Origin of the sequence: Pseudomonas sp. W22_MBD1_FP4 (genome assembly GCF_052113765.1) — a bacterium.
In the GTDB taxonomy this organism is placed as follows: domain Bacteria; phylum Pseudomonadota; class Gammaproteobacteria; order Pseudomonadales; family Pseudomonadaceae; genus Aquipseudomonas; species Aquipseudomonas sivasensis.
In genome coordinates this window covers 67,823-93,983 of the sequence record NZ_JBGQOI010000013.1, presented here as the reverse complement: position 1 = coordinate 93,983, position 26,161 = coordinate 67,823, and the positions used below count along the sequence as shown (strand labels likewise).

The following is a 26,161-nucleotide window of genomic DNA, read 5'->3' as shown; positions in this document are numbered from 1 at the left end:
TACTACACGCAGTTAATGAATCCTGCTAGGATACGAAAATCTGGAGTCGGCAAGGCGGCTCGAACCAAAGGAACGCACGTGGGAAACTCGACTGAAGCTGGTAAAAACCAAGCTGAAAACCATCAGGGCTCAGGGGCACAGAGCGCCGGCAGCCTGCTGGAAAAGCTTCTGGATATGAACGGCCTCCTTGCCGTGATCCAGGCAGGCCTTTCTGCGCGAGAAGATAAAACGGTTAAAAACCGCCTTATCGCAGGACTGACCGTGTTGCTTGGGTTTTCCATGGTCGGAAATGCAGTCCAATATGCTTACCAGCCCCCAACTAAATTGTTGGGAGAAACCGTCGACGGCCGAATTCGCGAGTTGCCCTTGTTGAGCGAGCCCATTTATGAGCACAAGCAAATACTTGAGTGGGCAACAAAATGCGTACAAAGCATATACCGGCTCTCATACGTAGAGCCTTGGGATGTAACACTAAAAAACAACTCGTTCTGTTTGTCTGACGGTGGCCGAGATGCATTTGGTCGGAGCCTGAAAAAAGTCGGTCTAACTGATTACTTAACACGAGAACGTCAAGGTACGATTTTCGCTACAACGAATATGCCAGAAATGCGGGCCTACAAGCTGAACAAAACTGGTTATTACGAGTGGGTTGTATTGGTACCCTATCGAGTAAATATCGACGGTAAATCTAGGGGCACTATGGATCTGACTATTGCCCTCAAAATTCGAAGAGTTTCTTTGGTTATTCGCGGCGATGGCTTGTGGGTTGAAAGTTTTCGAGTTCGTCCTCGGTCTGAATCTCAGGGGCAATGAAATTGAATTTGCATATCGTAGTTAGTCTGGCTTGTGTTTTATTTAGCGCCATTCTCTCCGCAGCAGAGACAGAAGAGGTGGTCACTATTAGTGACCCACTTGAAGCTGCTAAAGGTATATTACAGGGCAGCCCACAGCAAATTTTGGACGTCAGGCAGGCAGTTATTCAGAACTCCGCGTCATACCGGACGCCTGTGATTGACACATTCGACAACCTTGCAGAACCTCTTTTGGATATCGAAGAGGTTTTCAATGTCGGTAGTGATCCAGAAAGCAAAACCCCAGTAGTTATAATCGCTCGCGGAATGAGCACTTCTGTAAATTTTATTGATGCATACGGAAAGCCGTGGCCAATTCGTCGCAGTATAAACTTTCTTAAAAAAAGTGTACTTGTGGTCAGAGTTGCTGAGCCCCAGGGAAATCCTCAGTCCGATAAAGAGAAGGAAGGCGAAACCGCAGTGAATGGAATTGACATCAATGATCCTCAAGCGGGATCTTTGAATATCACCGCGCTAAAACATGGGGCGACGGGAAACATCACCGTGTACCTGGTTAATAGATCTACACCTATTTCCATCCAGTTAGAGGGGAAGTCTGGGGTCTACCATAAAGAAGCAACGGTAAAAATCAGTGAGGTGGGGCCACAAACCGATTTGAAGTCGATCAATCGCGGTGACGAAGTAATCGTCGGAACTAGAACTGATGCTGATTTAAATAACGCGCTGTATGGGATCGGGCCGATAGGAAGCCAGTTAATGGTGGTTGAGGGGGGGGAGGGAAAAGCTTGGCTTAAAGATAACACCATATTCCTCCAAACCCCATTGTCCGTTTACTCACCAAAGGTAGCAGGCGTTACTCATGCGAATGGCCGGTACCGAGCCTATAAGTTGCCAGCTAGTCCTACGATTATGGCGACAAACAACGAGGGAAAATCCGTGACCCTAATGATAAAGCGTAGTCAGCAGGCGAGCACGTTTGCAGAATCCATGTCAGGAAGCGGTCACTAAATGAACAAAGAAATAAATGATCTTGACCTCGAAAACATTGGCGGAGCTGATGGGGATCGTATTTCAAGCAGGGGTACAGTAGAAATACCAGGGACAGGCGGTGCAAGTGCAGTTAAATCCATTTTTTCACCTCGTAACAGGGTACGACTGCTTTTCATTGGTGTCGCAGTTGCAGCTATGCTTAGTGCATGTGTATGGGCTTTTGTCAGCACTACTGCGAGTGACGCGAAAGCTGTCGGGGGCGGAGTAACGGACGGAGGAAATATAGTCACGTCGAGAACAGGTAAGCCAAGTAACTTGCAGCGGGAAGAGGCTGACCGGTTCAATAATCAACAACTTCAGCATGAGCAAGAAACCGATCCGTCAGCACACCCGATTATCCTCACAGAAGATGAAGATAATAATCCATTTGTGGAGCAAAGAGGGTTCCGAAATCCAGATCGGATATCTAAAGCGGGCAATCAAACAAATGACAGTAGCGGACAGCCCGAGAGTGCACCCGCTAAAGGCAAGAATGTAACAATTGTGTATCCGAAAGGAACGCAAGAACTTGTGACCCGCATTCTACAAAACGAAACCGAAGAGCCTCAACTTGATTCGCAATCATGGTCATATGCAACAGTAAAATCGAATACAACAAAGAATTTAACCTCTTCCACAGGACGTAATGAAGTAACCGACTACGATAGCAAGATCAATATGAACGGTGAGCTTGCAAACAAGTGTAAGAATCCTGTGGTTCGAGCTGGGCGCCAATACATGGCAAGATCTACAATGGCCTATAGCAGTGACGTCGGCGGACCGCTGATTGTTGAAGTGATAAACGGCCCCTTACGACTACATAGGTTGAAAGGCGAAGCTGTACGCAAAGAGGAATGGAATCGGATCAGCTTCACTACTTTATTTGGTAAAGATGATCCACGCAAAATCGATGCAATTGGTTTGGATACCGAAACAGCTTTAAATGCGGTTGGCGGCGATGTTGATTACCACACGCTCTATCGATACGGATGGTGGGGTGTGGGGGCAACGTTGGCCGCACTGGGTAAAGCTGCTCAGGCTAATTCAAATACCGACACGGTTTTTGTAGGGGATAACGTAGTCCAAAACACAACTAGGGACACGTCGCGTGAGTTGAAAATGGCGGTTGGTGACTTGGGTGAGTCAATCGGTGATGTCTTTAAGAGCCGTATAGATCGACCTGTAACAGTCTCTTTGAAAGTTAATGACACCATCGGCATTGTCTTTATGGACGATGTCTGCGGCGACAAATAAGTAGGGCTCACATGAACGACCATTCAGAATCAACCTCAGTATCACCTGATGCAGACAAGGACTACGGCTTCCTGGAAGAGGATTTTTCGACCCGAAATCCCGAGAACTCTGCTGAAGCGATCACAGGCAACGGGGATCAACAGGCAGCCCCTGGTCATAAACAGAACGAAGAGCCACTCCGCGCAGATCCACGTGAAAGCGATTTGCTTAGGGCAGAGCTTGAATCACCAGACCAGGAAATCGGTAATCCTAAAAAGGCCCCTGCTGGCCTTACGAAGAACGAAAAGATCAAATATGGGCTGATTATAGGCGGCGTAGGGGTGCTCATCCTTGGCGTTTTGGGCTGGCTGGCTTACGGGTTTATGAATCCGCACCCAGCCTCGACAAAACGTAAGTCCTTCGATTTTGAGGAGCATGCCATTCGCCCAGGCTCTGTGACTACTGAACCACAAATTGAAGCGACCCCACGCCGAGTTCAGGGGGCAATTAACGGTGCTACCAGTCAACCACTCGCAGAGCACGAAAGCGATCAGAAAGGTGCCTTCTCGGTTGCGCCAGTACGGACGAGTCAGGAGGATGAGGACGAGTTTTACGACAACATGGCAAAGGTTGCTGGACAGCAGCAAATACAAGCTGTTGAGCCGACCAATGTAGTTTCATCTCAGCAGCAAAATCAACTTGCGCCTCAGCAAGTAGACTTGATGGCCAACAATCAGTTTGGAACTATTAATCAGGATCTTAAAAAGAATTCAGCCCAGTTGCTCCAGGTAATGGACGCATTGGCCAAGGTTAGTAGTGAAGTAGCTTCGCTTAAATCGCAAGTGCAAAACGATTCTGAACAGAACCGTAAATACGGCACGCAAATCGAGGGGCTAAGTGAAAAGCTGGCTGCATTCACGGTCAAGTCGGACGAACGATTTAAAGCAATCACATCGGATGCGGTAGCAGCTGCAATTGCGGCAGTTAAAAAGCAAAGCAGCCCAAGTGGCGCGGGCAACGGAAAAATGGTGCTTGTCGGCGGACCTAAAATACCAACCAAGACAGTCGATAAAGCTCAAAATCGAGACATGGTGCAGACACGGTCTCTTATCAAAAATCCGGCGCCTGCAAACGCAGCCATTAACTCTTCGATGCCAAGTACAGGCCACGCAGTACAAAATTCGAGTTTAGGGGGTGACAAACAAGTTGCTGCCTGCGGCGCTAAAGCAATATCGCAGAACTGGAACGTAAAAGGTGTCTCGGCATCAGCCGCCTACATTCGACGAACAGACGGAGAGGGCGTTATGGTTCGAGTTGATATGGAAGTTCCCGGCTTCGGCACCGTGAAAAGCTTCGACCCCAATGCACGCACTGTGTGCACAACTAGCGGCTTGATCGTACGGTGATGAGGTAAGTATGGACTTCGTAAGCATGTTGATGAATCTAAGCCAGGAATACCCGGTTATTCTTGATTCGATCATCTATTTGTTTGCAGCCATCGGCGTCATTATCGCCGCCTCCGGAATCACAGACATCATTAAGTTAGGAAGAAGGGATAGCGGGTTAGTTACCCCTTGGGCGCATATTTTTTGGAAACTAATTGGCGGATCTAGCCTCGTCGATTTGATGGTCTGGGTTAAAGCCTGGTCTGGCTCTTTGTGGGCTAACTCTGATCCCATGGGCATATCAGAATATGCCTCAGGCGGCGGATCATATGATGCTGCAATTATGGCTGCTCTGGGAATAATGGTAATCACGGGCTACGTGACCGTAGGTCGTGGTTATTTAATGTTATCTAAACTCGGGACGGTTTCGATAGAAGCCCGTGGTGATGTCATAGGTTCGGCGATGTCCCGAATCGTTGCAGGAACAGCCTTGGTTTGTGTGTTGCATATTGCATCAGCTGTAGAAGCTTCAACCGGTTTTGGATTTTTCAATTAATAGCAGGGGTATGTTGAATGAAACGTGTAATGAATGTCGTTAAGGCCGTTGTCCCACTCGCTGCCATCGTTTTGATGGCTTATTCAAGTACCGCTTCGGCTGCGGGGGGGACGCTGTTGTCGAATTTTGCTACCGGATGGAAGTCTGAAGCTAAAATCATTGTGCCGATCATCTTGTTGCTTATTGCAGCGGCGGGCATATTTTTTGCCGGCTGGGGAATCCTTTCGGCTATTTCAACGAAAAAACAACAACAGCCGCTGACATGGCAGCTCTTCGCTGTTCTCGGTGGAGCACTGGCTGTAGTTGTTCCAATTATCGTCCTCGGTTTCGCAGGTAGTGCGACTAACGGCGAAGGTGACGCAGAATCGCAAATGTCGGAACTTGGGATTAATTACTGAGGCAGGGATAATGATTGGTACGGTCGACAATCCTGAATTGGCAGGCAAAATCATCCAAGGATTTTGGCATGATAATAAACAGCTAAAGGACGTTGGTATGGACGTCCTAAGAGCTGCTGGATTTGCTTGCAAATATTGTGGTTTTGTTAGCCGTGCCAGTAAAAAGGTGCCTCATGGCTATATGGTGCCAGTTGATGTCTCTCATTCAGGGCTTGCAGCGCTGAAATTTGAAGGAGCTATTTGCCTTTGTCCCTTCTGTGCATCCGCGCTCTCAATAAATTGGTCCGTCTCGGAGCACAGAGGCGACCATGCTGAGGTGCTTCCTGTCGCTGGCAATCTGATTTGGCTACCGGATGTTTCTCAGGCCGAAATAAGCTTGGTTGCTAGCTATGTGACTGTCGGGATCAATAGTATGGATGTTGGTCACGACCATGCCAAAACGTTGCTTGAGATCGATCTAGCGTTTCGGATCAGGAAGCCGTTTTTAGCTAGCAATATCCCCCTTTATAAAAATGATAACGACTCAGATTTCGCACGTGCCTTATCTCTCTTGCCAATCGAGTACTACGAGTTTAGAGACGAAGTGCTAAAGGGAGTTCGTTTTTGGCCGAACTCAGCTTTTTGGAAGAAACAGTGCCACTATTGGTTATTGTCAACTTACAAACCAATCGAAGCTAAAATTTGAACGAAGTAAGGGAGATTCGGCATGGCTTCAAAGATCGGAATTGCACTGTTCAAAGGGGCCTCTCCTTTTTCGCGAGCTGAGAACATCGCTTGTGAATATGGTGGTAGCCCCTTTAATTTTTCGTCAGCAGCCGATTTGCCATCCCAAACTCTCTGGGTAACTAATGCGAGTCATGAAGGGCTCTACGAAGCCGGCCTAGGCCGGACACCTAGGATCGCGAATGACGGGTATTTCAGAACAAGGCTGTCCCAAATGGTTCATGAGCTGGGACTCCAGGTTCTGACGATGGATCACCAGGTGGCGATTCTTGCTGAAATTTTGGGTTGCGCGGCTGAGATGCTCAAAAGCCAGCTTGGCCTTACCCAGTACCCTGCTTACGGAATGGCGCAAGCTGTTGGCCAGCTGTACGGTAGTGCTGAGCCGCCTAAGGGCATGGCTGTGTATCAAGTCGCTGAGCAAGCTGGCCAACGCTTCACTGCATGTGAGCGGTCCCGCCGCTATGAAAACGCGGACGTTTTCAGTTTCTGGTATCCCAGAACATCTTGGGCGGCTGAGATGCTTGAAGTCCCGTTGCCAAGTGGTGATATCAAGCTTGTACAACGCCATTCATTGCCGGCCCATGGGAACAATCCGATGGCAATCGTCGAATGGGCATACGAACAGTCGGTTCCGCTTTTTGCGCGCGTGAAAGTACATGGCTTGGAAGATTCAATCGGTAAGTTGATGAACTATGGCGCCGGCGCGATGGATGTCAAAAAGGGCTCTGGCGTCGGGCGTGAATATGATGCAAGAAACTTTCGGGAGTGGTGTGCTTTGCCAGAGTTGTCGTTGTTGGCAAGCCATGGTGATGTGGAAGTGCTACAAATTGCCGTTGCTGATGGATGGCAAAGTACCGGGTTGAAAACCTTTCGTACAAAAAGGTCTGCCATTTCATATGCCTATGGTGTTGCATCTGAGAACCTTTGGGTAGGAACCCTTAGAAAAAATTCTGGAAGTTTTGGTATTTCTAAGACTCTTTCAACTGCTTGGCTTCAAGCAGAGGATAGGATGCGATGCCTTTTGGCAGCAACTAAGTTGCAGGCGTTGGGCATGGAGATCACTACATATGGGAACGGACGAATAGGTGTGGTTTGCCCACAGTCCGTACGCGCTTTGATTCCCCAGGCTGCTCTGGAGCTAGGACTGTTATACCCGGCAGTTGTTCCGGGTCTACAAATGTATCCTGCTAACAAAACGGTCCCTTTGCATATTCAGCAAATGCTACTTTCATCAGGTGATCACATCAAGAGTATTCAGGTTGATCAGGCGTGTCTTAAAGAAATGGAGTTAGCACGACATGCAGCTAAACGACCAGCAAAATGAAATTGTTAACTATCCACTGGCAGATTCGATTCTGGTGATGGCTGGGGCTGGGTCTGGCAAAACAACTGTGATTGCCAGGCGAGCAATACGTCTTGCTTCACTATTACCGCCCGAGCATCATTTGCAAATGCTTACGTTCAGTAATAAAGCAGCGGCTGAGATGAAGTCGCGCGTAAAGCGACTGAGTGGCATTGTTCCAGCTAATATAAAGTTTGACACCTTTCATAGTTATGGCTTGAAACTGATAAAATCAAGTCCTGAGTCCTTTGATTTAACAGCTGACTTTACCTTACTTAATGATACTGATGTAAAACGACTGATGCGTTCTTTTGCGCGAGACGCTGGTCTTCCTAAGAAGCTAGAGAGCGCCGATAAGAAACGTCTGAATCCGATGAATTGGCTGGGGACATGGAGCCTTAAACGTCAAGCCGGTTTCGATGTTAGAAATCATGAGAAAAACCGTTATGAACTGTGCAGCGCTCTTAAGGCTTCTCATAAGCTGACTGACGAAGAGACATTAATGGCATGGTCAACCTTAGTCTCTTATGAGGAGTCAAAGCAAAAGACAAATTCTCTTGACTTTGATGACTTACTGTTTCTACCTCTGCTTAAGGTAGTTCGAGATCCCTTATTTGCGGAGCAGGTAAGAAATGGGCTAGGAGCGATTATTACTGATGAGTCGCAAGATACCAACCGCATCCAATATGAACTCGTTGCGAAAATTGCCAAAGGTCACTGCGCAGTTACGAGCGTTGGTGATGATGATCAGTCTATCTATGGATGGCGTGGGGCTGATGTCAGTAATCTTCGTCGTTTCCAGAGGCAATTTAACGCGCATGATTTGCGACTTGAACAGAACTACCGCTCAACTAAAGCTATCGTCAGCATCGCCAACGAGTTAATCAAGCACAACGATGGTCGGTTAGATAAGACGCCTTTTTCAGAGGGCGCTGAAGGTACTGATCCCGTGCTAAGCGAGTTTGCTGATAGCTGGGAGATGTCGCGAGATATCGCTGAAGGCGTTCGCGTGAAGCTCCTTCACGGTGTTCCAGCTACAGAAATCGCTGTTTTATACAGAACCAACCGTATGGCAGTCCTGCTTGAGCCCGCCTTTCGCAAGGCGGGCATCCCTTATCATGTAGTAGGTGGGATGAGTTTATTTGATCGTGCCGAGGTCGTTGCGATCACAAACGCAGTGCGCCTGGCTCGAAATCCGCAGGACACGAACGCACTTAAATCGTTGGTCCCATACATAGATCGTTTTGGCGAGGCAAGTGCCTACACCGTTTGCGACTGGATGGAGTCTACGCCAGGGGCAGATCTGTACAACCTGCCCGCTGAGCTTCCAGGGCTCCCTGCTGGGCGCATAGCAGCTCTTAAATCATTCATGGGTGATATCCAATCAGAAGCTTTAATGTGTTCATCGGCTAAGGAATTTATCCTCTGGGCAATTGACGGGCCGATGGCGTTATTGGAGCGAGAGAAAGACGATTTGCTGCGGGAGAGGCGCGAACAGACGTTAGAGCTTCTAAGCAAAAATATTGATGAAGAGTTAGCTGAACGTGTTGCGTCAGGGGAACAATTAACTTGGCGCGATATTGCCGTCGAAATTGCTTTGCGTGATTCCGGCCAAACACAAGGCGGTTCTGGTCAAATCACTTTAAGCACGATCCATCGATCAAAAGGATTAGAGTGGGATCACGTACTTCTGGTAGGTATGAGCGAAGGCCTCATGCCGCTCGATGCACGCTCCGATGTAAGTGATGAAGATGCGGGCTACTGTCATATTGAGGAAGAGCGCCGACTCGGATATGTCGGCCTTACAAGGGCAAAAGCTATTTGTGAGTTTTATCATTCAGATCGTTATGCCTTTCCTGGTGCGCCTGATGATAAAATCTATCAGCCTTCTCGGTTTTTATATGAGATGGGTTATTCTCCGCAGTTAAGCAACTCAAGTTCAGTTGATGCTCTCGATTTTCAAGACTCACGTAGCGTGCACGACATCAAAAGCGCTTTTAATTTTGCATTGGGATTTAGACAATGAATTTTGCTGATCGGTTTCTCGAAGGCGTTGAGGATATTTACGATGGTCTGCGAGGCTGGTCAAAAAAGGATCACTCTCAGTATTTCCCAATTGCCTGCCCGCACAATGACAACATCCTCGCGCTCTACAACGGTTCGCTCATGAGTGTTGTAAAAATTAAAGGCTACATGGGGCAATATTTTCCAGACCAGTTTCAGTCTCTTCGTGGGGATTGGATTAAATTCATCAGAAATTCGAGCGCGTCTAAAAGTGCGGCGGGTTTTGATCTTTTTTGGTTCTATGAGTTTGACCCCGACGGAATGATCGAGGAAGCCCGATCCAGTCGTAAGGTAATGGTAGAGGCTGGTAAGCGTCGGGGCTTGGTTTCTGAAGACATTCTTATGGAAGAGGCTGACCTTTATGGAGCAATTTGCGCTAAAGAAGATCAGTTATTACTCATTGTTACGCATATTGATTCTTTACCCAAGGCAGATCAGGTTAGCGCTCTTGCTGAGAGGCGTCGCGAAATCACGCAAGCGGCGAAGGGCTCCGACTCTATGAATTTACGTGCCGGTGTACGTGCGATAGAGGCATTGCATGAACAGCACTTAAACAAAGTAATGATGTTCATGAGTGAAGTCGGCAAAAACTATGCTTTCAGTCGTCTTAATTCGCGTGACGCGTTGCGTGCGATGAGGATGTCGTTGATACCTTCCTCGACAAGTCCTGGTTGGAACCCTCGAATTAAAGTTAGCGATGTTAAATTTCGACCGACCGAAGGTGTTAAGCAGTCCATCAAGGATCTCCAGACCTCTGATGGCAAGCCAAACGATTGGAGCTTTAAGCTCCCACCAAAACTTTCTAATCAGATGCTTCCCGACGCAATTGATTTGGGGCGTTACGCTGTGCTTGGCGATAGGATTTATGCGCCGATGTATGTTTCAGAAGTCGCCTCTAATGCAGAGCACCTGGAAACCTTTATTTCGATGTGTTACAAGCGCCGTCTGCCAGTGCGTCTTGCGTTTAGTCTTATGGCAAACTCTTCCCAAGCAAATTACTGGAATCGCCTTTTTGCGTCGGTTTTTTCTTTTGCTTCTCAAAGTAACCGTCAGATTTCAAAGAGTGACTCGGCTCTTAATTTATACCAAGAGGGTGGAGGCGCTGTACTTGGTTTTGGTTTAGCTGCGACCACTTGGTCTAAACTTAAACCTCTCTATGATTCCAAAGGCAATCCGAGTTATGACGTTTCGGAGCTTCAAGACCGCGCGCGCGACGTTGAGACTTTGTTACAGCAGTGGGGCGGCCAACAAGTCGATACTATGTACGGCTGCGCAATCGAAGCAGCAATGTCTGCTACTCCAGGATATGCCATACCGCCAATATGTCCCAAGGCACCACAGACTGAATTTGACTGCGTTACTCAACTTCCTATCATGAGGCCGGCGAGTCTTTGGGACAAATCACTTGGAATGTGGTTCCGCACGCCGGATGGTGTGTTGATGCCCTATCAACCGATGAGCAAGTTGCAGAACGCAATGCTGACCTTGATTATGGGGGGGCAGGGTTACGGCAAATCCAACTGCATATCTGAACACATATTCTATTTCGCAAACCATCCGCTTGCTCGCGAAATGCCCTATATTCGAGGTCTGGATTTTGGTGCTTCATCGGCAGGCGTTATCGACTTGATTCGGGATTCGCTGGCGGCCGACAGAAAGCATGAGGCTCTCTTTAAGGATTTTGTCAATGACGGCTCGATGGTCAAGAACATGCTGGATACGCGGCTGTGCTTGCGTAGTCCTCTAGAAGACCATAAGCAGTTCCTTTTAAGTTGGCTAGGGATTATTTGTCAGTCCCTTTTTAAAGATGCGCCGATTGTCAATGTAATGCATATCCTCAAAGACACTCTTCAAGAGGCTTATGACGAACGAAACCCATCCATGCGTCAGTCAAACCCTATTGTTTATGAAGAAAATGGCGCGGATCCTATCGTTGTTAAGGCGCTCTCTGATATCGAGTATGTACCGGAAAAAGGTGCGTACTATTGGGAGATCGTTGATGCATTGGCTTTGTATGGTGCACGCAACAAAGATGAGTCAAAAATTTATGCTGCTAAAGTAGCTCAGCGCTACGCTGTTCCGCAGCTTGGTGACCTGCTTTTGGTGCTTGATCGTATCTCCGACCGCTTCAAGAAATCTCAGTACAAAGGCAAGGACCTTACTAGCGCCGTTTCTCAGTGCATCGCGGCAGCGAACGCAATGTTCCCCTGTATGGCGGGGATTACAAACGTAGACATTTCAGAGTCCCGTGTTTGTGTGTTTGATATGTCTAGTGTGTTTGGCCGAGGCACGGGTGAATATGATGACTGGAAGCGTTCTATATTTTTCAGCGTTGCCCTGCGCCTCCAGACTGAAGACCTGTTTGTCAATCTGCGCGACACTGGCCGTGAGATCTCCGTTGGGCGTGATGCATTCTGCGTTCCGGACGAAATGGTCAAATGGCACTTGCAGTATCTTGAGGCCCAGGACCAAATTGATAAATTATTTTGGGGTGATGAACTGCACCGAGTGGGCAAGGTTCAGGGTGCTTTGGAAATTATTGACAGTATTGGCCTGGAAGGTCGTAAGTATCAGGTTGGTATCATGCTTGGCACACAAATTCCCAAGCATTTTCCGCCTGGCATGCTAGGTCTAGCTTCTACCTACCTGGTTTTCGGAGCTGCTCAGTCTATGGATATCGCGAATGATATTCAGGAAATTTTGGACCTCTCAAATGATGAGCGTGATGCTATTTTGGAGATTACAAAGCCAACAGCAACTAAAGGTGCAGAGGTCTTTGCAGTTTTCAAAACCACTGAGGGTGTCCAGAGATTAAAACTGCACTTTCAGATGGGCGGTATCAAGAGATGGGCATATGCGAACGAAGCAGATGAGCGTTCACTTCGTGGTATCCTATACCGTAGAGGGCCATCCCCTGCTTGGGCGCGCAATGTGCTGTCCAAGTACTTACCGGACGTACAAGTTGCGATCAAGGCAAAGATGGATGCATCTGTTGGCGTCTCTATGAGTCGGCAAGAAGCAATAGAACAAATTGCGGCAGAGCTGCTTCGGAGGCATCAAGTAGCGGCTTAAACATGACAGGAGGCTGTGCTTTGATTTTGTGTGAATATTTGGTAGGGCGCCGTGATGGGAATGATCCTGTGATCATCCTTGATGGGAAGGCGGGCTTTATCGGCGACGATCTCGTTATCGGTCGCGTCAACCTCATAACCAGGGTGAGGCGGAACGATCTCATCCTTGAATTATGCGAGGAGGGTGATGACCAGCAGATGCCAATCGAGTGGCTCAGGCTGGTTGAGCTACCAGAACAGCTTGCGGAACTGCTGGCAGGTGGTAGTGTCATACGGGTGATTGATGGTAATCGGGAGATAGGGATCGCTAACCCGGTACGAGGCATCGAACTAGATAATGGCGAAGTAGAATATGCATGAGAGAACGAGCATCAATGTTTCAGAGCTGATTGCTTCTTTTGAGTCCTTTCAGCGTTGTGGCCCTGCATTGGCCGGCGCTATGCGCCTCAGTGGAGCGGATCGACCCGTGGAGGTGCTGGGTGAGTCGACTGACTGGTCGTACATCACTCTAGGGCGTCCAGTGGAAGACTGTCGTGTCAGTGAGCTGCCTGATTTGGTTACAGGCGCTCGCGCGGTTCTCCGGGCAATGGCTGACCTACGCGAAGGTGCAGTGAAGCCTAAATCGTACATGTCCCTGCGCTGAGTTTTAGCTCAGCGCAAGGTAGGCGTTCTCTCGGAATCGAAGGTTGATTTTTTTAGTTTTTTCTTCCGGGTCGACACTTCTCGTAACTGGGTTTACGCGCGGCACGTTGAATTTCACCTTCTCAGGCCAGGAACCTTTTCGTACGATTAAAGGCAAGCTGGCATGAATGGATTTGTTAGTCAGAGCACCGTTGACCCAGTACGAGACATTCGCGCGTACAAACGGGGATACGGGCGTGACCCAGCGGACCGTGCTACACACTTCGCCCTCAAGCTCCTCGATAATGTCTTGCGCATCCCTTCGCTCTAGCCTTCTGAGAGCCTCGGCCTTGGTCATGACCTCGCTTCCAATTGACTTGTTTATGGTTGAAAAGCCGATTGTCTTGATTTCTTCATGATCGATGACGTGGATCAGTCGCCAGCACTGAAGAGGGTGGGTGCGACCCAGACCTTGCCTCTTGAATATCTCGCGCAGCTTGTTCTGTCGATCACGCGCATTGGCGCTGATGATTGCCCCAGCTTTAAGCTCCAGCGCACTTTTGCTTTGGTTAAGATCTCCGATTGCATTTAGGAGGTCGTCTGAGACTTCAAACACCCCAGGGAAGCGCAACACGTTTCCGTTTTCTGATTCATCAGCAACATCCCATTTGCACACGGCAGAAATGAGCAGCTCTGATTTGTTGCCTTCGCAAGGATAACCCAGGTCGTCAAAAAGCACGCCCTGAGAGACAGCGCCCTCTTGCAGGGCCGCAGCCCTGAACCGGTTTAGAGCGCCGAGTACCGAATTTACGGCATCAAAAACATCCTGCTGTGAATGATCGTAATTTAGCATCGACACCCCTGCCTCGGTTATTCCCAAACTATTGGTTTGGTTACTGACTCTTTAGGTTGCGGCGCACGCTTTGGCGCCGTCGTTTTGGTTGTTTGCTTTTTGCTTTCTTGCTTCCAACTCCCTTTTTTCCAGATCGTCTCGGGATCCAGTCCTCTGGACTTTGCCTCTAGCTCAACAATATCCTTGATAACGCTCCAGTTTTTAAGATCTTCGGTCAGCAGCCGATAAATCAGGAGGACCAGAATTTTGGTCGCATCCTTGCATTCGTCGAAGCCTTCTTGACGTATACGGTAAATTGAATTTTTGTCTATTCCGAGAAGGGGTCCAACTGAGTACTCTTGAAAATCTGGTGCTGCTTTGCGTACGAGCAAATAGAACTGGATAAAGCTCGGCGTCCACATACGAGGGATCGTATCGGGAAATGATGCATAGAGCCTGAGCAAAATGGCCAAAGGGGTCTTGAGAGGCAGGTCCTTGTTCTTAAGCTGGTACAGGGCAGAGGTGTTCATGCCGATTGCTGCGCTAAGCTCGACAAGGCCCAGATTCTCAGTACTAGCGAACTGGTCTAAGTTACTCCCTCTAAGAAGCGTAGGTGTTGCTAGAGTTTCATTACCAGGAGTGACTTGTGGTCGAGGCTTGCGGGTAGGCACGGTACATTCCTGCTTTTGTTGAAAACGGGTATAGTGTAGCGGTACATTGTCCGGTTGTAATCCGGTTTTGTTGTGTGTCCAGTGGAGTAGGTATGTCTAAAATCAATCTGACCACCGTGGTGTGGTTTCAGGCAGGTAAGGACGGGAGGCCGATTGGACCAACCGTAACCTTAGAGGGAATAGAGAGCCGGTTTCCAAGTGTGAAATTTCCTGAGAAGGGGATCACATTTTTATACGGGCATCGCAATCCTGGCGAAGCATATCTGCTAAGGAAAGCAGCTGAAGAAGGTTATGCAGCATCTATTGCTACGGTACACGTTGATATTGGGCTATGGCTCAGAGACAAGATTGGTTTCGACAAAAATGATCCAGGCAAAGGGATAGAAAACACAGGTTTTTTTGCATTAGTGCGCGCTAAAAAGGAGGTTATGGATGCTGTTGTTTCGGTTTGGACGCGAAATATACCAGAAGGCGCTGAAAGTTTCCCCAAGGGTGGAACAAGGTTCGCAAACTTGTTCGATCAAGTTATAGAGATGGACTCATTTAAACATCTAAAGGTTATTGCTTACACGATCAGCAGTAAAGAGGCTGGTGATTTTCAAGTTGCCACACTCTTTGATTTGTCCGCTATGAAGACAGCAACCTATGGAAATCTACTGTCTGATGTTCAGGTTGTTGCTAGAAAACGCAGTTAATTAAGGCGTTGTATATTTATTACTTTTAAATTGGTTTTGCGTTGATTTTATGTGGTCGATGACCTGGGTCAAGGCTTTTGATCATTGGTCAGGGCGTCGAAAAATCGCCGTACGCAAAATTGACGACAAGGGGCGCTAGCGCCTACCATCCTGCTTAGGGGGTGGCCGCAGCGTGCCCTTTTTTTTAAATCGGCTTGCAAGGTGCAATATCATTATATGCAAAACATCCTTAGCAACCTTCCTCAGCTTTCAGTGATCCAGCAGGCAGATGCCAAGCGCTGGGTTGAAGGCATCATGCGTCACCACGCTAGCCGCGCTGAGTGGCATGCAAAGCGTTTGATGGGGATAGGCGGCTCTGAGATGGGTGCCGTGGTCAGCTTTTATCGCGGAGAGCGGCATAAAGGTTTCCAGTCGGTCAAGGAAGTGGTTCAGGGCAAGTTGATGATTCGACTGCCAGAATTCGAAAATTGGCACATGCGGCGCGGTAACACCCTTGAGGATTTAGGGCGGCAAGTGTACCTGGCACGGCACGGGGCAGTCATAGACCATGCTGCTACGGCTTTGTTTATTGCCGCGCGCAAGGCCGCAGGTTACGAATTCATGGTCGGGAACACCGACGATATCGTAATCAAAAATGGCAAGCGCATCCTCGTTGACTACAAGGTTCCAAACGTTTTTTCTGAGACGATTGACTTTGACTACGAGGTTCAACTTCATCATTACGCGACCATGGCGAAAATTGCGGGCATTCGACTCGACGGTGCTGAACTGGTGAAACTAGATCTCCCGCCGACGATGACGGAGTACCTCACAAGGTGCATTGATGGGCTGGGAGCGGAGCGGATGACTCAGCTGGCTCACTCCATTGCTCATATGGACATTCCTGGGTGTCGGATCGTCGCGTTACCAGTCGAACTCAAAACCTCACTCCAAGCGGAACTGCTCGCGGCCGGCAAAGATCTTTGGAACGATTATGTCCTGAAGGGGGTTGTCCCCACACCAGGCGTGTCCGGGAAGCTTGAACTGGATGAGCACGTCGAATTTGATCTGGCCAAATATCAACAGCAGTACATGATGGCCAAGTCTGGAATCTCTCATCTGGAGAAGGTCTTCAAAAAGGCTCAAGCGGGCATAAACGAGCTTCTTTCCGACGTGGATTATGAAAACAAAGCCTTGCCCCTGTCAGTCGTCACCGTCAAACCAAATAAATTGGATGACGACAAGATAATCAAAGAAGCCCTGGCGTTAGGGGCAACCGACGACGATCTACTTCCGGATAAGCGTGATTACTCAGTTCAAGCATTGCTGGAAGAAATTCAAATTTTGGGTGGCCAGGTGAACCTTGACCACCTTTTCAATCGCACCCTAGATGCGAGTAAGGCTTCTACATTTTTGAAAGACAAAGGTGTTGATTTGTCCGAATTTCGGAAGGAGGGGATGTTAATTGCCCTCTCTCAGAAAAAGGACGATGTGAAAATTGGCGAGGTATATCGAACCGCAGCAGCAGATGTCTTTGGGGCATGGATTGATGAAAGTCTGATCTCGAACCAGGGGCATCCAAGTGAGTTTGATGCGGACGATTCGAGTATCGAAACCTATATGCCAGTAGGGGTGAGTACGGGGCACCTCAGCGAGGCATTCGCGGCAGTTGATGAAACATTCGCGAGCGAAGAAGAAAAAACCCAAAAACACCCCATGAGAGCCCTTCCAGGCTTGCGCTAGGAGTACCAATTAATGGATGTCAAAGAGCTATTTGCACAGCAGGTAAAGACACAACAAGCCTCTGTGAAGCCTCGCAATTTTCTTGTTCAGGTAGAGGCAGATCCGGCATTTTCTACGGCTAAACCTGACGTTTTCCGTGTACGCGGGATCCGCACGGATACGAACGAGCGAGTCTACGTCATCGCAGTCAAATCAAATGCAGGCCAGGCAGTCCCCAAAGCTGGCGATGTCCTTCGTGCCGACAAGGCCGTCGTAACGGGAAAAAACGGGACTGCAAACGTGCCTGTTTTCACCGCCGAGTTTTTTCACACTTACGAAAAGGGTTTCTGCATCAACGCTGTGATGCAGCCACTACCAGTTCGTGTGCGTAGCAATATGCAAGACGCCGCTGTACTCGCCTATGACCCTAGTGCGCCGGCTTCAGTGCTAACCGGGTCGCAGCTTCAGTCGGATCTGGTCTCGAAGATTGTTGAGCATTTGATGCCATGGAAATCAGACGTGGTGTCTGCGATTACCCATGACGTTTCGGGTAAGTCGTTGTGGGAAAATGGCCCGTTGGGCGGCATGGCCCCTGTGGCAGTTGTTCGATACAGCTCCCAATCGTTCAAGGTTTATGGGCTAGGGGGGGTGAAGCAAGATCTTGAAGATAAAGGTGCGGGCTACCGCTTCCCTACGACTCAAGAAATTACAGAAAGAGTTGCAGCGCATCCTGGTGTTCAGAACATTCTTGCGGCAATCAAAGGCCTGACGGAGTCTCATGCAAGTCCAGCGCAACTCGACGAGATTGACGTATCGGTGCTTCCTGGCATTTCGTTGTCTGTCGGGCGAGACATGATTCTTTTTAATAACAAAGCAAAGCGTGAGTATTTCTCCGTTCCAAACGCCTATGAAGTAAAGGTGGAAGGGCGAGAGCCATTCTTTGGCCACAAACAGTCATTCATCCATCTGAAGCACACACGCACTGGGCGAGTAGGTGTAGTTGATACTGCACCAGCGCCTGGCGGTAAGCTGACTGCTGGTGTCCCTCTATTTGCCGCAGAGGTTGAGCGTGAGCAACACCGTGCAAATTTGGCAGCAGGTATAACCGCCCAACAGTCGCAGTCGGTCACTCCGCAGTCATCACCAAATCAGCGGCCTTTGAGTCGCCGGGAGATTGCTGCTGTCGATGATTTTGGTTCGGCTGGCGCCGGTACTGGCGGTTCTAATCAAGACGTCACACCTCAACCGCCTCAGTCGCAGCAGTCCGCGCAAAGTGCGAGCGATTTGGACGACGACCATTACGACTATGCAAGCTTCGAAGACGACCTTCACGCGATTGAGTCGTTAAGCAAAGACCTTCCTCAAGACGATCTCAACGAGATGTTCGAGCAGGCTGAGGCTATCTCGGCCGCGCGGTCTACGGCCCCACGCCTAGGCTAACAAGCATTTCTCACTACGAGCCAGGTGGCCTTGACACCTGGATTGCCAATTGTCGGAAGATCTTTCATGAGCAAAACTTCAAAGTGGCTAGATTTGTCCGAATACCAGATGAAGCTGGTGCTCGGCCGCGATCTCAGCGGTAAAAAACAACACACAATCGTTTTGGCGGGACCTGGCTTAAAAAGTGATGCCATTCGCGCCACCCTTACAAACCTAGGCTTTAGCCGTGACATGCGCTTTCCCAAAAAGCAATATTGGTCGCGGAGTATTGTGGGGTTCACCTTAGGGACTTTGTTTAAACAGTTCCCGCAAGCAGCGATTGTTGATTGGACAGTTGAGCAAATTTCTCCAGCTGCAAAATTTGACCTTGAACAGAAACAGAAAGCAGGTAATTCCGATGGAACAAGTGCAATCGCGGAGCCAGTCAGCGCTAGAAGCGCAAATGATGATGCCGTTAGAAGCGTCGATGATGCCGGAACTCGAACCGATGGAGTTTTGGTCCAGAACAGTTCACGAGCTGATGTACAAGGCCAACCCTCAGATGATGCTGGAGCTGTTCCAGACGGGCAAGCTGATAGCGTACCTGGACAAACAACAGGAAATCCTGAGCGAAGCAGCCAGAAAGCTGGAGAGGGAGTACCGACTGAAGAATCCGCTTCCGGCGCCCGCAACTCACCCAGATCGGGCGGCGTGGTACAACGCAGCGAAGTCGTTCAGCAGGGAAACCCTGATGAACGACGTGAACATGAGCCTGATAGTTCTGAGCGAAGAGCAGAACAGGCCGGCAACCCAGTAACCGATCCGGCGCCGAAGCCACGCGTGCGGGCAAATGCTGTCGAAGCGCCTGAGCTTCAAGAGTTTACCGAACCTGAATATGAGGCTGTTGGTGAGCTTTACCGAAATGGCCCCCCCGGCAATTCGAATGCAGAAGACTCAATTACGACATCCGTTGATACGGTTATTGGAAACGCAAGCACAGTAGCAATTGCTAACGCACCAATTGAAACATTCTTTATCGATGCAGACACTCAGTCAGTAGCGCGCGAAGCCTTTAATCGCCGTGACTACGATGAGGCATTCCGGATCTACCAGGACGGCCTTGGAGCCGATGGGATGACGCGCGACGCCTTCATTGATGCCCTGGCTGGCTCTGCTGGAGGCAGTGTTGCTGCGAGCGCTCTGAGCGCCTCACAGAGGCGTGTACTTCACAGTCTCGGCCTGCGTGACAACATTATCGAAGATTTCGCCATTCGGTATACGGGGGCAGATGCAAATCTTGTCCACGCTTTTGACTTCGCAACCCAGAATGACGCTCTCATCGCGGCCGCTTTGTCGCGCCGTATCCAGGGTGAAACTCAACTCACAGGCCAACTGCTGAATTACGGTTTCACGGCGCGCGAAAACGACTCCCTTGATTCGGATGCTGACCTTGAATACCTGTTTGAAGGCGAAGGCGCTCAGATAGTTATTGCCGTAGGCCGGCAGGTTCTCCATATCACAGGCCATCACAAAGGAGAGGTTCTTCCTCTCTTTGAAATTCAGGACAGCTTGGCAGGGACCGTTGAAGAGGTGGGCGCGGAATTACTCACTCACATCGCTCAGCACTGGCCTCATTTGGTGCCTAACGGGGTTCAAGTCGCAGCGCCTATCGACAACGTCCCTGTCTCTGTTGACGCGCCTGAGACACAACAGCTTACTGAGTCAACCACTGGGTCCGTCGCCCAGATCGACGAGCCTGGTAACACCGGCACAGGGGTTGCTACTAACGCCTCGACTCATGTTGAAGAAATGCTTGATGCAATGAAGTCGGTCGTTGCCGAATCTGACCGCATTCCTGAGTTTACTGACGGCTGGATCGTGATGAACGCTGCCAGGCCGTTGTTTGGTCACGCGGTAGCAAATGGCCGTTTTTTGGATGGGGTTCATTACGCTGCGGTCGATTTGAAAGACAGCCTCGCGCAGATGTACATCACCGAAAACATCAAGCTAAATGCATCAGCTATCGTGGTTGCTCCGATGGATCTGCAAGTTCAGATGGCACTGGTTGAGAATGAGTATCGCGAAAACTATCTGAAACAGTTCACACCCGATGAACTGGTTAATCAACTGGCTCCTCAGATCAGGGCACTTCAGCATATTTCCTTCAAGGAGATGAAGAACCTTCGTGATTTAGCAAGCCAGAACTTGCTCAATGGGCAGCGCGCCGTAGCTGCTCCGGTCACCAAAGGCGCTGAAGCACCGGAAGCAATCAATCAAGAATCATCAGAGCATTCCGATACCCTTCTTAAGGGCGCGGAGGAAACTCTGGAGAAAAATGCGCCGGCGTTGGCAGCGCCTGCAACGACGTTTGTAGAAGATGACGCTACAGTCGGGTATGCCATTAACCGTCACTGGCGCGGCGCAACGCTGGAACACATGCTAGCGGGCCAGGTGAAGGTTCCAACCACGACTTCCATTTTCGATGCGCTCGCGAAAAAAGAAGGCGGTGAGCCTCTTGGTGAAATGGGAATGCGCTTGCTCGCATCGTTTCGAGGTTGGGGTGTCGAGGGGGATTTACTTCGAGTTGATAACCGTCAGGAACGGGACAACTTGAACGGACAGAAAATTGCACGTTCTCTGGGCATGAGCGCATCGGAGTTTCAGCGCGCGTATCTCGATAACCGATTGGAGTCGTATTACAGCCCACCTCAGCTGGTGTCTTCAATCTGGAAGGGGATTATTCGCTCCGGCGTCAATGTTGGCGGAAAATTCCTTGATGCTGGCTGCGGTGCTGGTGCATTTTTCACGGGTGCGCCTGACGAAGTACAATCTCATGCCACGTTGATAGGCGTTGAGTGCGACCCGATCACCACGCGTCTGGCCTCTGCATTGGTCCCTGATGCCACCATTCTTCATAGCAAGTATGAGCAAGCTGTACTAGCGCGGGACTTCGATGCGGTTATCGGCAACGTCCCATTCGGGTCGTCGAAAATCCATGACTCTAACTATCCAGACGCACATCACATTCACGACTATTTCATTCTGCGCAGCCTCGATCAGCTGAAGCCAGGAGGGGTGATGTCGGTTATCACGTCTTCCGGCTCGCTTGATAAGCTTGATCCTAAAGTACGTGAAGAAATGCTCAGCAGGGCCGACCTACTCGGGGCAGTGAGATTGCCGAGGGAGGCGTTCTCACACCTCAAAGCTTCCGTTGACACCGACATCCTATTTTTGCAACGACGCCCACCCGGTACGCAACCTTCCTTTGACTACACAGAGTCGGTTCGAGTGACAGTCGATCCGGAAACTGGACGCATGTTTGAGGATCCTGAAGGCGATTCAAATCTGAATCGGTACTACTTAGATAACCCTGAGAATCTGCTCGGCAGCTATCAGATGGTCAGTACGGCGTTCGGTCCTAAAGCAGCACTGATTAACCAAAGACTCTCTGCGATGGATGTGCCAGATCGCTTCGACACGTTGGAACGCTTGGTCGATCTTCGAGTAGAAGAGTTTGTACCGGAAGGCATTTCAAAGAAAACGGACTGGGTACGCCAGGACGGCTTCAAGAAGAGCGCGAGGGTGGTTAAGCCTGAGGATTGGAGTCAATTCGAGCGCGTTCAGCAGCGTGTCGGCAACTACGTTGGCGATAACATCATTGATGAAACCGGTCGCATCATTGAGATTGTCGATATCGCTGACCAGTTCGATGCTGATGGGATTCGAATTGGTTTTGAGCACGTTGTTGCCGAAACGAAGTTCACCAGCAAGCGGCGCATGGAAGTAATGCTGGCGTACATTGGTCTGCGCGACGTTAGTCGTGAGTTGATCGCTGCACAGTTGAATGGCAGTGACGAAGTTTTGGCTGATGCTCAGTCGCGGGCAAAGCAAGCCTATGACTCTTTCACGAATAAATTTGGCCCGGTAAACGAATCCAAAAACGTCAGAATTTTTGGTGACGATGCCGGGTCAGCCGAGGTCTGTGCTCTAGAAATCTGGGACGACGAAAACGAGAAGGTTCTTGCCACCGCCGACACCTTTGAAAAGCGGGTTATTGGCGCGCCTTTGGTTCCAAACATCACCACGCCAGAGGATGCCTATTTCCATTCACTCGACATCAAGGGTCGAATAGATTTTCCATTCATGGCTGAGGCGCTGGGTATGGACGAAGAGTCTATCCAGCAAAAGCTCGTAGGCGATCTTGTTTTTCTCAATCCTGTTACCCATGAATATGAAGCACAACATCAGTACTTAAGCGGTAACGTGGTTCGCAAGCTGGCGGAGGCGGAGCAGGCACTTGTGTCCATGCCCGAACTTCAAGTCAACGTTGAGAAGCTCAGGCAGGCGCAGCCGGCGACAATTCCATTTGAGGATATTTCCATTCGACTTGGCGTTGGCTGGATACCTGTGCGGGACATCGAAGCTTTCACGAACGAACTGTTTGGTGTGACTCTTTCGGCGCGCGACTTTTCAGTACGGTACACCCCTGAAATAAGCAGCTGGTCGGTCGAGGTTTCGAACTCGTTCAAAAACAACCATGCCACCCGAAGATTGACGGTGAATGGTACGAAGGACATTCCGTTTGAGCGCCTGCTCGAAATGCAGCTGAACGCTCAAAAACCCACGCACTACGATAAGCTTGCCGACGGCCGCAGCGTCGTCAACGATGAACGTACGATGGCCTCCCGAACAAAGCAGGAGGAGCTGGAGGAGTCCTTCAAAGGTTGGGTTGCACGTAACCTTGAGAGAATGGGCAGATACACCGAGCTGTATAACAAAAACTGCAACACCATCGCATTGCCGAAGGTCGATGGGACACGCCTGACGTTCCCTGGGCTCGTGTCGACATTTACGCCACGTCAGCATCAACGTAACCAGGCTGCAATGGCTTTGATGGGTTACAACTGTATGGCAGCGCATTGCGTCGGCGCTGGGAAGACCTTCGAGATGGTCGCAATCGCGATGAAGCTTCGCCAAGTTGGCATGTGCAACAAGCCAGCAATCGCGGTGCCCAACCATATGCTTGGCCAAATCACCAGAGAAGCCAAGCAGATGTATCCGTCTGCGCGGATTCTCCAAGTTACGGCTGACGACCTCAAAGGAGCAGCCCGCCAGCGATTCCTAGCACGTGTGAGAAATAACGAGTGGGATCTAGTCGTTATGACGCACGGAATGATGAATCGCATTCAGGCGCCACTACCGATCCAGACCGCTCAATACCTGGAGTCGATTCGCTTAATCGCCTCAAAGATTGAAGACTCGGATGGACGCGTACGACGTCAGTTAGAGGCGCAGCTGAAATCACAGCAATCGCGTCTCGCTGACGTGGAAAAGATGTTCGCCGATGAACAGCGCAAGTCGGGCGTGCTTACCATAGATTTGCTGGGCATTGACTTGATCAACGTAGATGAAACTCACCTCTACAAGAACCTGGCCATCAACTCAAACATGGATGTTCTAGGTGTCACCCGTGGAGGATCGCAGCGGGCTGAAAACTATAAAATGTTGACCGAATTCATGCGCCAGCTCCATGGGCGAAGTTTTGGTATGAACTCGTTCACAGGTACTCCTATTGCAAACACCATGTGCGAGCTGTTTGTGCACGGGATGATCCAGAGGCCCGAAATTTTCAAAGATCAGGGGATTCATGATTTTGATGAATGGGCCAAGCGGTTTGGTGACGTAGTAACCGCACTAGAACCGCTTCCAGAGGGCGGCGGTTTTCGTGTGAATGAGCGCTTCGCGCGGTTTGTAAACTTGCCCGAAATGATCAAGCTCTTCAGGTCCTTTGCTGATGTTAAAAACGCCAGTGATTTGAACTTGCCGGTCCCTGATGTTCACCTGGAGATCGTTTCTGTCGATCAGTCAGATTGGCAGGTCGACTTCATGAAGCATCTCGCGCAGCGAGCGATAAAAATCCGGACAGGCAAGGTGAAACCGCACGAAGACAACATGTTGTCGATTGCTTCAGCGGGCCGTAAAGCGGCGCTGGATATGCAGTTGGTCAACGATTTGATCCCAGCTGCGGCTAGTGCAAAACTTAATGCGGTCGCCGAAAACATCCACATGCTATGGGAAAAACACAATCACATTAAAGCGACTCAGTTGGTCTTTATGGACATGGGGACCCCGAAAAAAGATGGTGCCTTCTCAACCTACCAGAAACTGAGGGATCTGCTCGGCCAGTTGGGCATGCCAGACAAAGACATTGCGTTCGTCCATGAGGCCAAAAACGATGCCGAAAAAGATGCACTTTTTGCAAAAGTGCGTAGTGGGGAAATACGCGTTTTAATTGGCTCTACCGAAAAAATGGGTGTGGGTACCAACGTTCAAGACAGGTTGTGCGCATTACACAACGTGGACTGCCCTTGGCGCCCAGCTGATATTGCCCAGCGTCGCGGCCGCATCGAGCGCCAGGGTAATAAGTTATTCAATGAGGTCACTGAGTACCGCTACACGACCAAGGATTCGTTCGATCTGTTTATGTGGGGCGGCAACCAGCGGAAGGCTACATTTTCTGAGCAGGCACTGAGTGATCCGACTCAAGTGGGCCGCGAAGTGAGTGAAGAGATGGATCTTGGATACGCCGAAGTTATGGCGGTCACCACGGGCAATCCGAAGATCCGCGAAAAGGTAGAGACGGACGATAAAGTCAACAAAATGGAGCGTAAGCGACGTGCCTTTCAAAGTGACTTGTATGGTAAGGCAAGCGAGGCGCAGAGCCTCAGCCGCTCGATGCAGATCCTTCAGCGAATGATTGATGGCGAAAGGAAAATTGAGGCCGCTCTATCGTCATCCTCAGACCGGAAACCAGTGGAGGTTTTCGGTGGCGTGAGCAAGATGGGTCTCGAAGCTTCCGCAACATTTTTGCGCGCTACTGAAGTAGGTGAGGCGATATTGGCGCGAGCCCCTATGGCTGAAGCTCGATTGATGAAGTTTCAAGGGGACTGCGAGAGTTTGGGGATACGTGTCGGGCGAATTGAGCTGGTGCTGGAGATCAACCCGATCAGTAAATTGTCATTCATGCGCGGGCAGCTCGATGGTGAGCTTTTGCCTTTGAGATTCAGTCTTTCGAAGAGTGCCCAGGTGATGGGCGGCTTCGCTCGCGAGTTTTACGACACTCAGTACCGAATCAAAAGGCACGAGTTCGAACTGGCTCGGGCTGCCGCTAGTTACGACCTGGTCAAAGACTTCAAGCTCGATATGGAGTGGCCACATGAAGCCGAGTACAAAATGTTGCATGCGCGCCAGCAAGAACTGAACAGATGGTTTGCAAGCCAGAAATTTGATGACACATCAGCGGGCGATCCATTTGCTGACCGTATAGCGGCATTGGAACTTGCGAACGAACAGGCAATGAAATTGCTTGAACTCGAACGCATCGTTGATGCCAATGGTGACACTCAGTTGCTTAGCGAAGGGTTTTCTTTCGACGCCGGGTTGAGCGTAAAAGAAGTGGGTCTTGCTGGGGGAGATGCGGTTACTTCTCGTATGGAAATGCGAATGGGATAGAAGGAAAACCCTTCACTAGAGGCCTGCTAATGCAGGCCTTTTTTATGTTCATCCAGGAGACTGGGCTACAGGCATTTGTTTGCGGGATCAGGTTGCC

General features: G+C 49.8%; 17 protein-coding genes. 15 read left to right on the top strand and 2 right to left on the bottom strand.

Annotated elements, in window-relative coordinates; translation table 11 throughout:
* Window positions 1-78: 78 nt before the first annotated feature.
* The 11 genes from ACEN2T_RS17590 (at window position 79) to ACEN2T_RS17540 (ending at window position 12,973) form a co-directional block, all read left to right on the top strand.
* Window positions 79-813 (top strand): DotI/IcmL family type IV secretion protein, encoded by a 735-nt coding sequence (locus ACEN2T_RS17590; protein WP_442117147.1) that lies wholly within the window; start codon window positions 79-81, stop codon window positions 811-813.
* A 2-nt stretch (window positions 814-815) separates the two neighbouring features.
* The gene (locus ACEN2T_RS17585; RefSeq protein WP_442117146.1) at window positions 816-1,820 is read left to right on the top strand and encodes a DotH/IcmK family type IV secretion protein; all 1,005 of its coding nucleotides are present in this window, start codon (window positions 816-818) and stop codon (window positions 1,818-1,820) included.
* Entirely contained in the window at window positions 1,821-3,095 is a 1,275-nt protein-coding gene (locus ACEN2T_RS17580) for a DotG/IcmE/VirB10 family protein (protein WP_442117145.1), read from the top strand.
* Window positions 3,096-3,106: 11 nt separating this feature from the next.
* Window positions 3,107-4,480 (top strand): hypothetical protein, encoded by a 1,374-nt coding sequence (locus tag ACEN2T_RS17575; RefSeq protein ID WP_442117144.1) that lies wholly within the window; start codon window positions 3,107-3,109, stop codon window positions 4,478-4,480.
* Window positions 4,481-4,505: 25 nt separating this feature from the next.
* Window positions 4,506-5,015 carry a hypothetical protein gene (locus ACEN2T_RS17570; protein ID WP_442117143.1) on the top strand — a complete coding sequence of 170 codons (510 nt, stop codon included), beginning with the start codon at window positions 4,506-4,508 and terminating at the stop codon, window positions 5,013-5,015.
* 17 nt (window positions 5,016-5,032) lie between these two features.
* Window positions 5,033-5,413: a hypothetical protein gene (locus ACEN2T_RS17565; RefSeq protein WP_442117142.1), complete on the top strand. Its 381-nt coding sequence runs from the start codon at window positions 5,033-5,035 to the stop codon at window positions 5,411-5,413.
* Window positions 5,414-5,423: 10 nt separating this feature from the next.
* Window positions 5,424-6,098, top strand: a complete 675-nt coding sequence (locus tag ACEN2T_RS17560) for a hypothetical protein (protein ID WP_442117141.1) — start codon at window positions 5,424-5,426, stop codon at window positions 6,096-6,098.
* A gap of 21 nt (window positions 6,099-6,119) precedes the next feature.
* The gene (locus tag ACEN2T_RS17555; protein WP_442117140.1) at window positions 6,120-7,460 is read left to right on the top strand and encodes a hypothetical protein; all 1,341 of its coding nucleotides are present in this window, start codon (window positions 6,120-6,122) and stop codon (window positions 7,458-7,460) included.
* Complete coding sequence (locus tag ACEN2T_RS17550; protein WP_442117139.1) at window positions 7,435-9,504, top strand: ATP-dependent helicase; 2,070 nt, start codon at window positions 7,435-7,437, stop codon at window positions 9,502-9,504. Before ACEN2T_RS17555 ends, ACEN2T_RS17550 begins: the two co-directional genes overlap by 26 nt.
* On the top strand, window positions 9,501-12,614 hold the full coding sequence (locus ACEN2T_RS17545) for a hypothetical protein (RefSeq protein ID WP_442117138.1): 3,114 nt from the start codon (window positions 9,501-9,503) through the stop codon (window positions 12,612-12,614). Before ACEN2T_RS17550 ends, ACEN2T_RS17545 begins: the two co-directional genes overlap by 4 nt.
* A 68-nt stretch (window positions 12,615-12,682) precedes the next feature.
* Window positions 12,683-12,973 carry a hypothetical protein gene (locus ACEN2T_RS17540; protein WP_442117137.1) on the top strand — a complete coding sequence of 97 codons (291 nt, stop codon included), beginning with the start codon at window positions 12,683-12,685 and terminating at the stop codon, window positions 12,971-12,973.
* A 286-nt stretch (window positions 12,974-13,259) separates the two neighbouring features.
* Here ACEN2T_RS17540 and ACEN2T_RS17535 read toward each other — a convergent pair whose 3' ends face one another.
* Window positions 13,260-14,087 carry a hypothetical protein gene (locus tag ACEN2T_RS17535; protein ID WP_442117136.1) on the bottom strand — a complete coding sequence of 276 codons (828 nt, stop codon included), beginning with the start codon at window positions 14,085-14,087 and terminating at the stop codon, window positions 13,260-13,262.
* A gap of 17 nt (window positions 14,088-14,104) precedes the next feature.
* Complete coding sequence (locus ACEN2T_RS17530) at window positions 14,105-14,737, bottom strand: hypothetical protein (RefSeq protein WP_442117135.1); 633 nt, start codon at window positions 14,735-14,737, stop codon at window positions 14,105-14,107.
* Between the two features lie 92 nt (window positions 14,738-14,829).
* On the opposite strand from ACEN2T_RS17530, the gene ACEN2T_RS17525 reads away from it, so the two are divergent.
* From ACEN2T_RS17525 to ACEN2T_RS17510, 4 genes are all read left to right on the top strand, one after another.
* On the top strand, window positions 14,830-15,432 hold the full coding sequence (locus ACEN2T_RS17525; protein WP_442117134.1) for a hypothetical protein: 603 nt from the start codon (window positions 14,830-14,832) through the stop codon (window positions 15,430-15,432).
* A gap of 216 nt (window positions 15,433-15,648) precedes the next feature.
* Entirely contained in the window at window positions 15,649-17,154 is a 1,506-nt protein-coding gene (locus ACEN2T_RS17520) for a YqaJ viral recombinase family protein (RefSeq protein WP_442117133.1), read from the top strand.
* Window positions 17,155-17,166: 12 nt separating this feature from the next.
* Entirely contained in the window at window positions 17,167-18,573 is a 1,407-nt protein-coding gene (locus tag ACEN2T_RS17515) for a hypothetical protein (protein WP_442117132.1), read from the top strand.
* A gap of 66 nt (window positions 18,574-18,639) precedes the next feature.
* Window positions 18,640-26,064, top strand: coding sequence for a helicase-related protein (locus ACEN2T_RS17510; RefSeq protein WP_442117131.1), 7,425 nt, complete (start codon window positions 18,640-18,642; stop codon window positions 26,062-26,064).
* Window positions 26,065-26,161 lie beyond the last annotated feature (97 nt).

Coding starts and splice junctions, on each gene's coding strand:
- ACEN2T_RS17525 (WP_442117134.1), top strand. CDS start 14,830: ATGTCTAAAATCAATCTGACCACCGTGGTGTGGTTTCAGGCAGGTAAG.
- ACEN2T_RS17515 (WP_442117132.1), top strand. CDS start 17,167: ATGGATGTCAAAGAGCTATTTGCACAGCAGGTAAAGACACAACAAGCC.
- ACEN2T_RS17510 (WP_442117131.1), top strand. CDS start 18,640: ATGAGCAAAACTTCAAAGTGGCTAGATTTGTCCGAATACCAGATGAAG.
- ACEN2T_RS17520 (WP_442117133.1), top strand. CDS start 15,649: ATGCAAAACATCCTTAGCAACCTTCCTCAGCTTTCAGTGATCCAGCAG.
- ACEN2T_RS17575 (WP_442117144.1), top strand. CDS start 3,107: ATGAACGACCATTCAGAATCAACCTCAGTATCACCTGATGCAGACAAG.
- ACEN2T_RS17550 (WP_442117139.1), top strand. CDS start 7,435: ATGCAGCTAAACGACCAGCAAAATGAAATTGTTAACTATCCACTGGCA.
- ACEN2T_RS17565 (WP_442117142.1), top strand. CDS start 5,033: ATGAAACGTGTAATGAATGTCGTTAAGGCCGTTGTCCCACTCGCTGCC.
- ACEN2T_RS17560 (WP_442117141.1), top strand. CDS start 5,424: ATGATTGGTACGGTCGACAATCCTGAATTGGCAGGCAAAATCATCCAA.
- ACEN2T_RS17555 (WP_442117140.1), top strand. CDS start 6,120: ATGGCTTCAAAGATCGGAATTGCACTGTTCAAAGGGGCCTCTCCTTTT.
- ACEN2T_RS17545 (WP_442117138.1), top strand. CDS start 9,501: ATGAATTTTGCTGATCGGTTTCTCGAAGGCGTTGAGGATATTTACGAT.
- ACEN2T_RS17580 (WP_442117145.1), top strand. CDS start 1,821: ATGAACAAAGAAATAAATGATCTTGACCTCGAAAACATTGGCGGAGCT.
- ACEN2T_RS17570 (WP_442117143.1), top strand. CDS start 4,506: ATGTTGATGAATCTAAGCCAGGAATACCCGGTTATTCTTGATTCGATC.
- ACEN2T_RS17535 (WP_442117136.1), bottom strand. CDS start 14,087: ATGCTAAATTACGATCATTCACAGCAGGATGTTTTTGATGCCGTAAAT.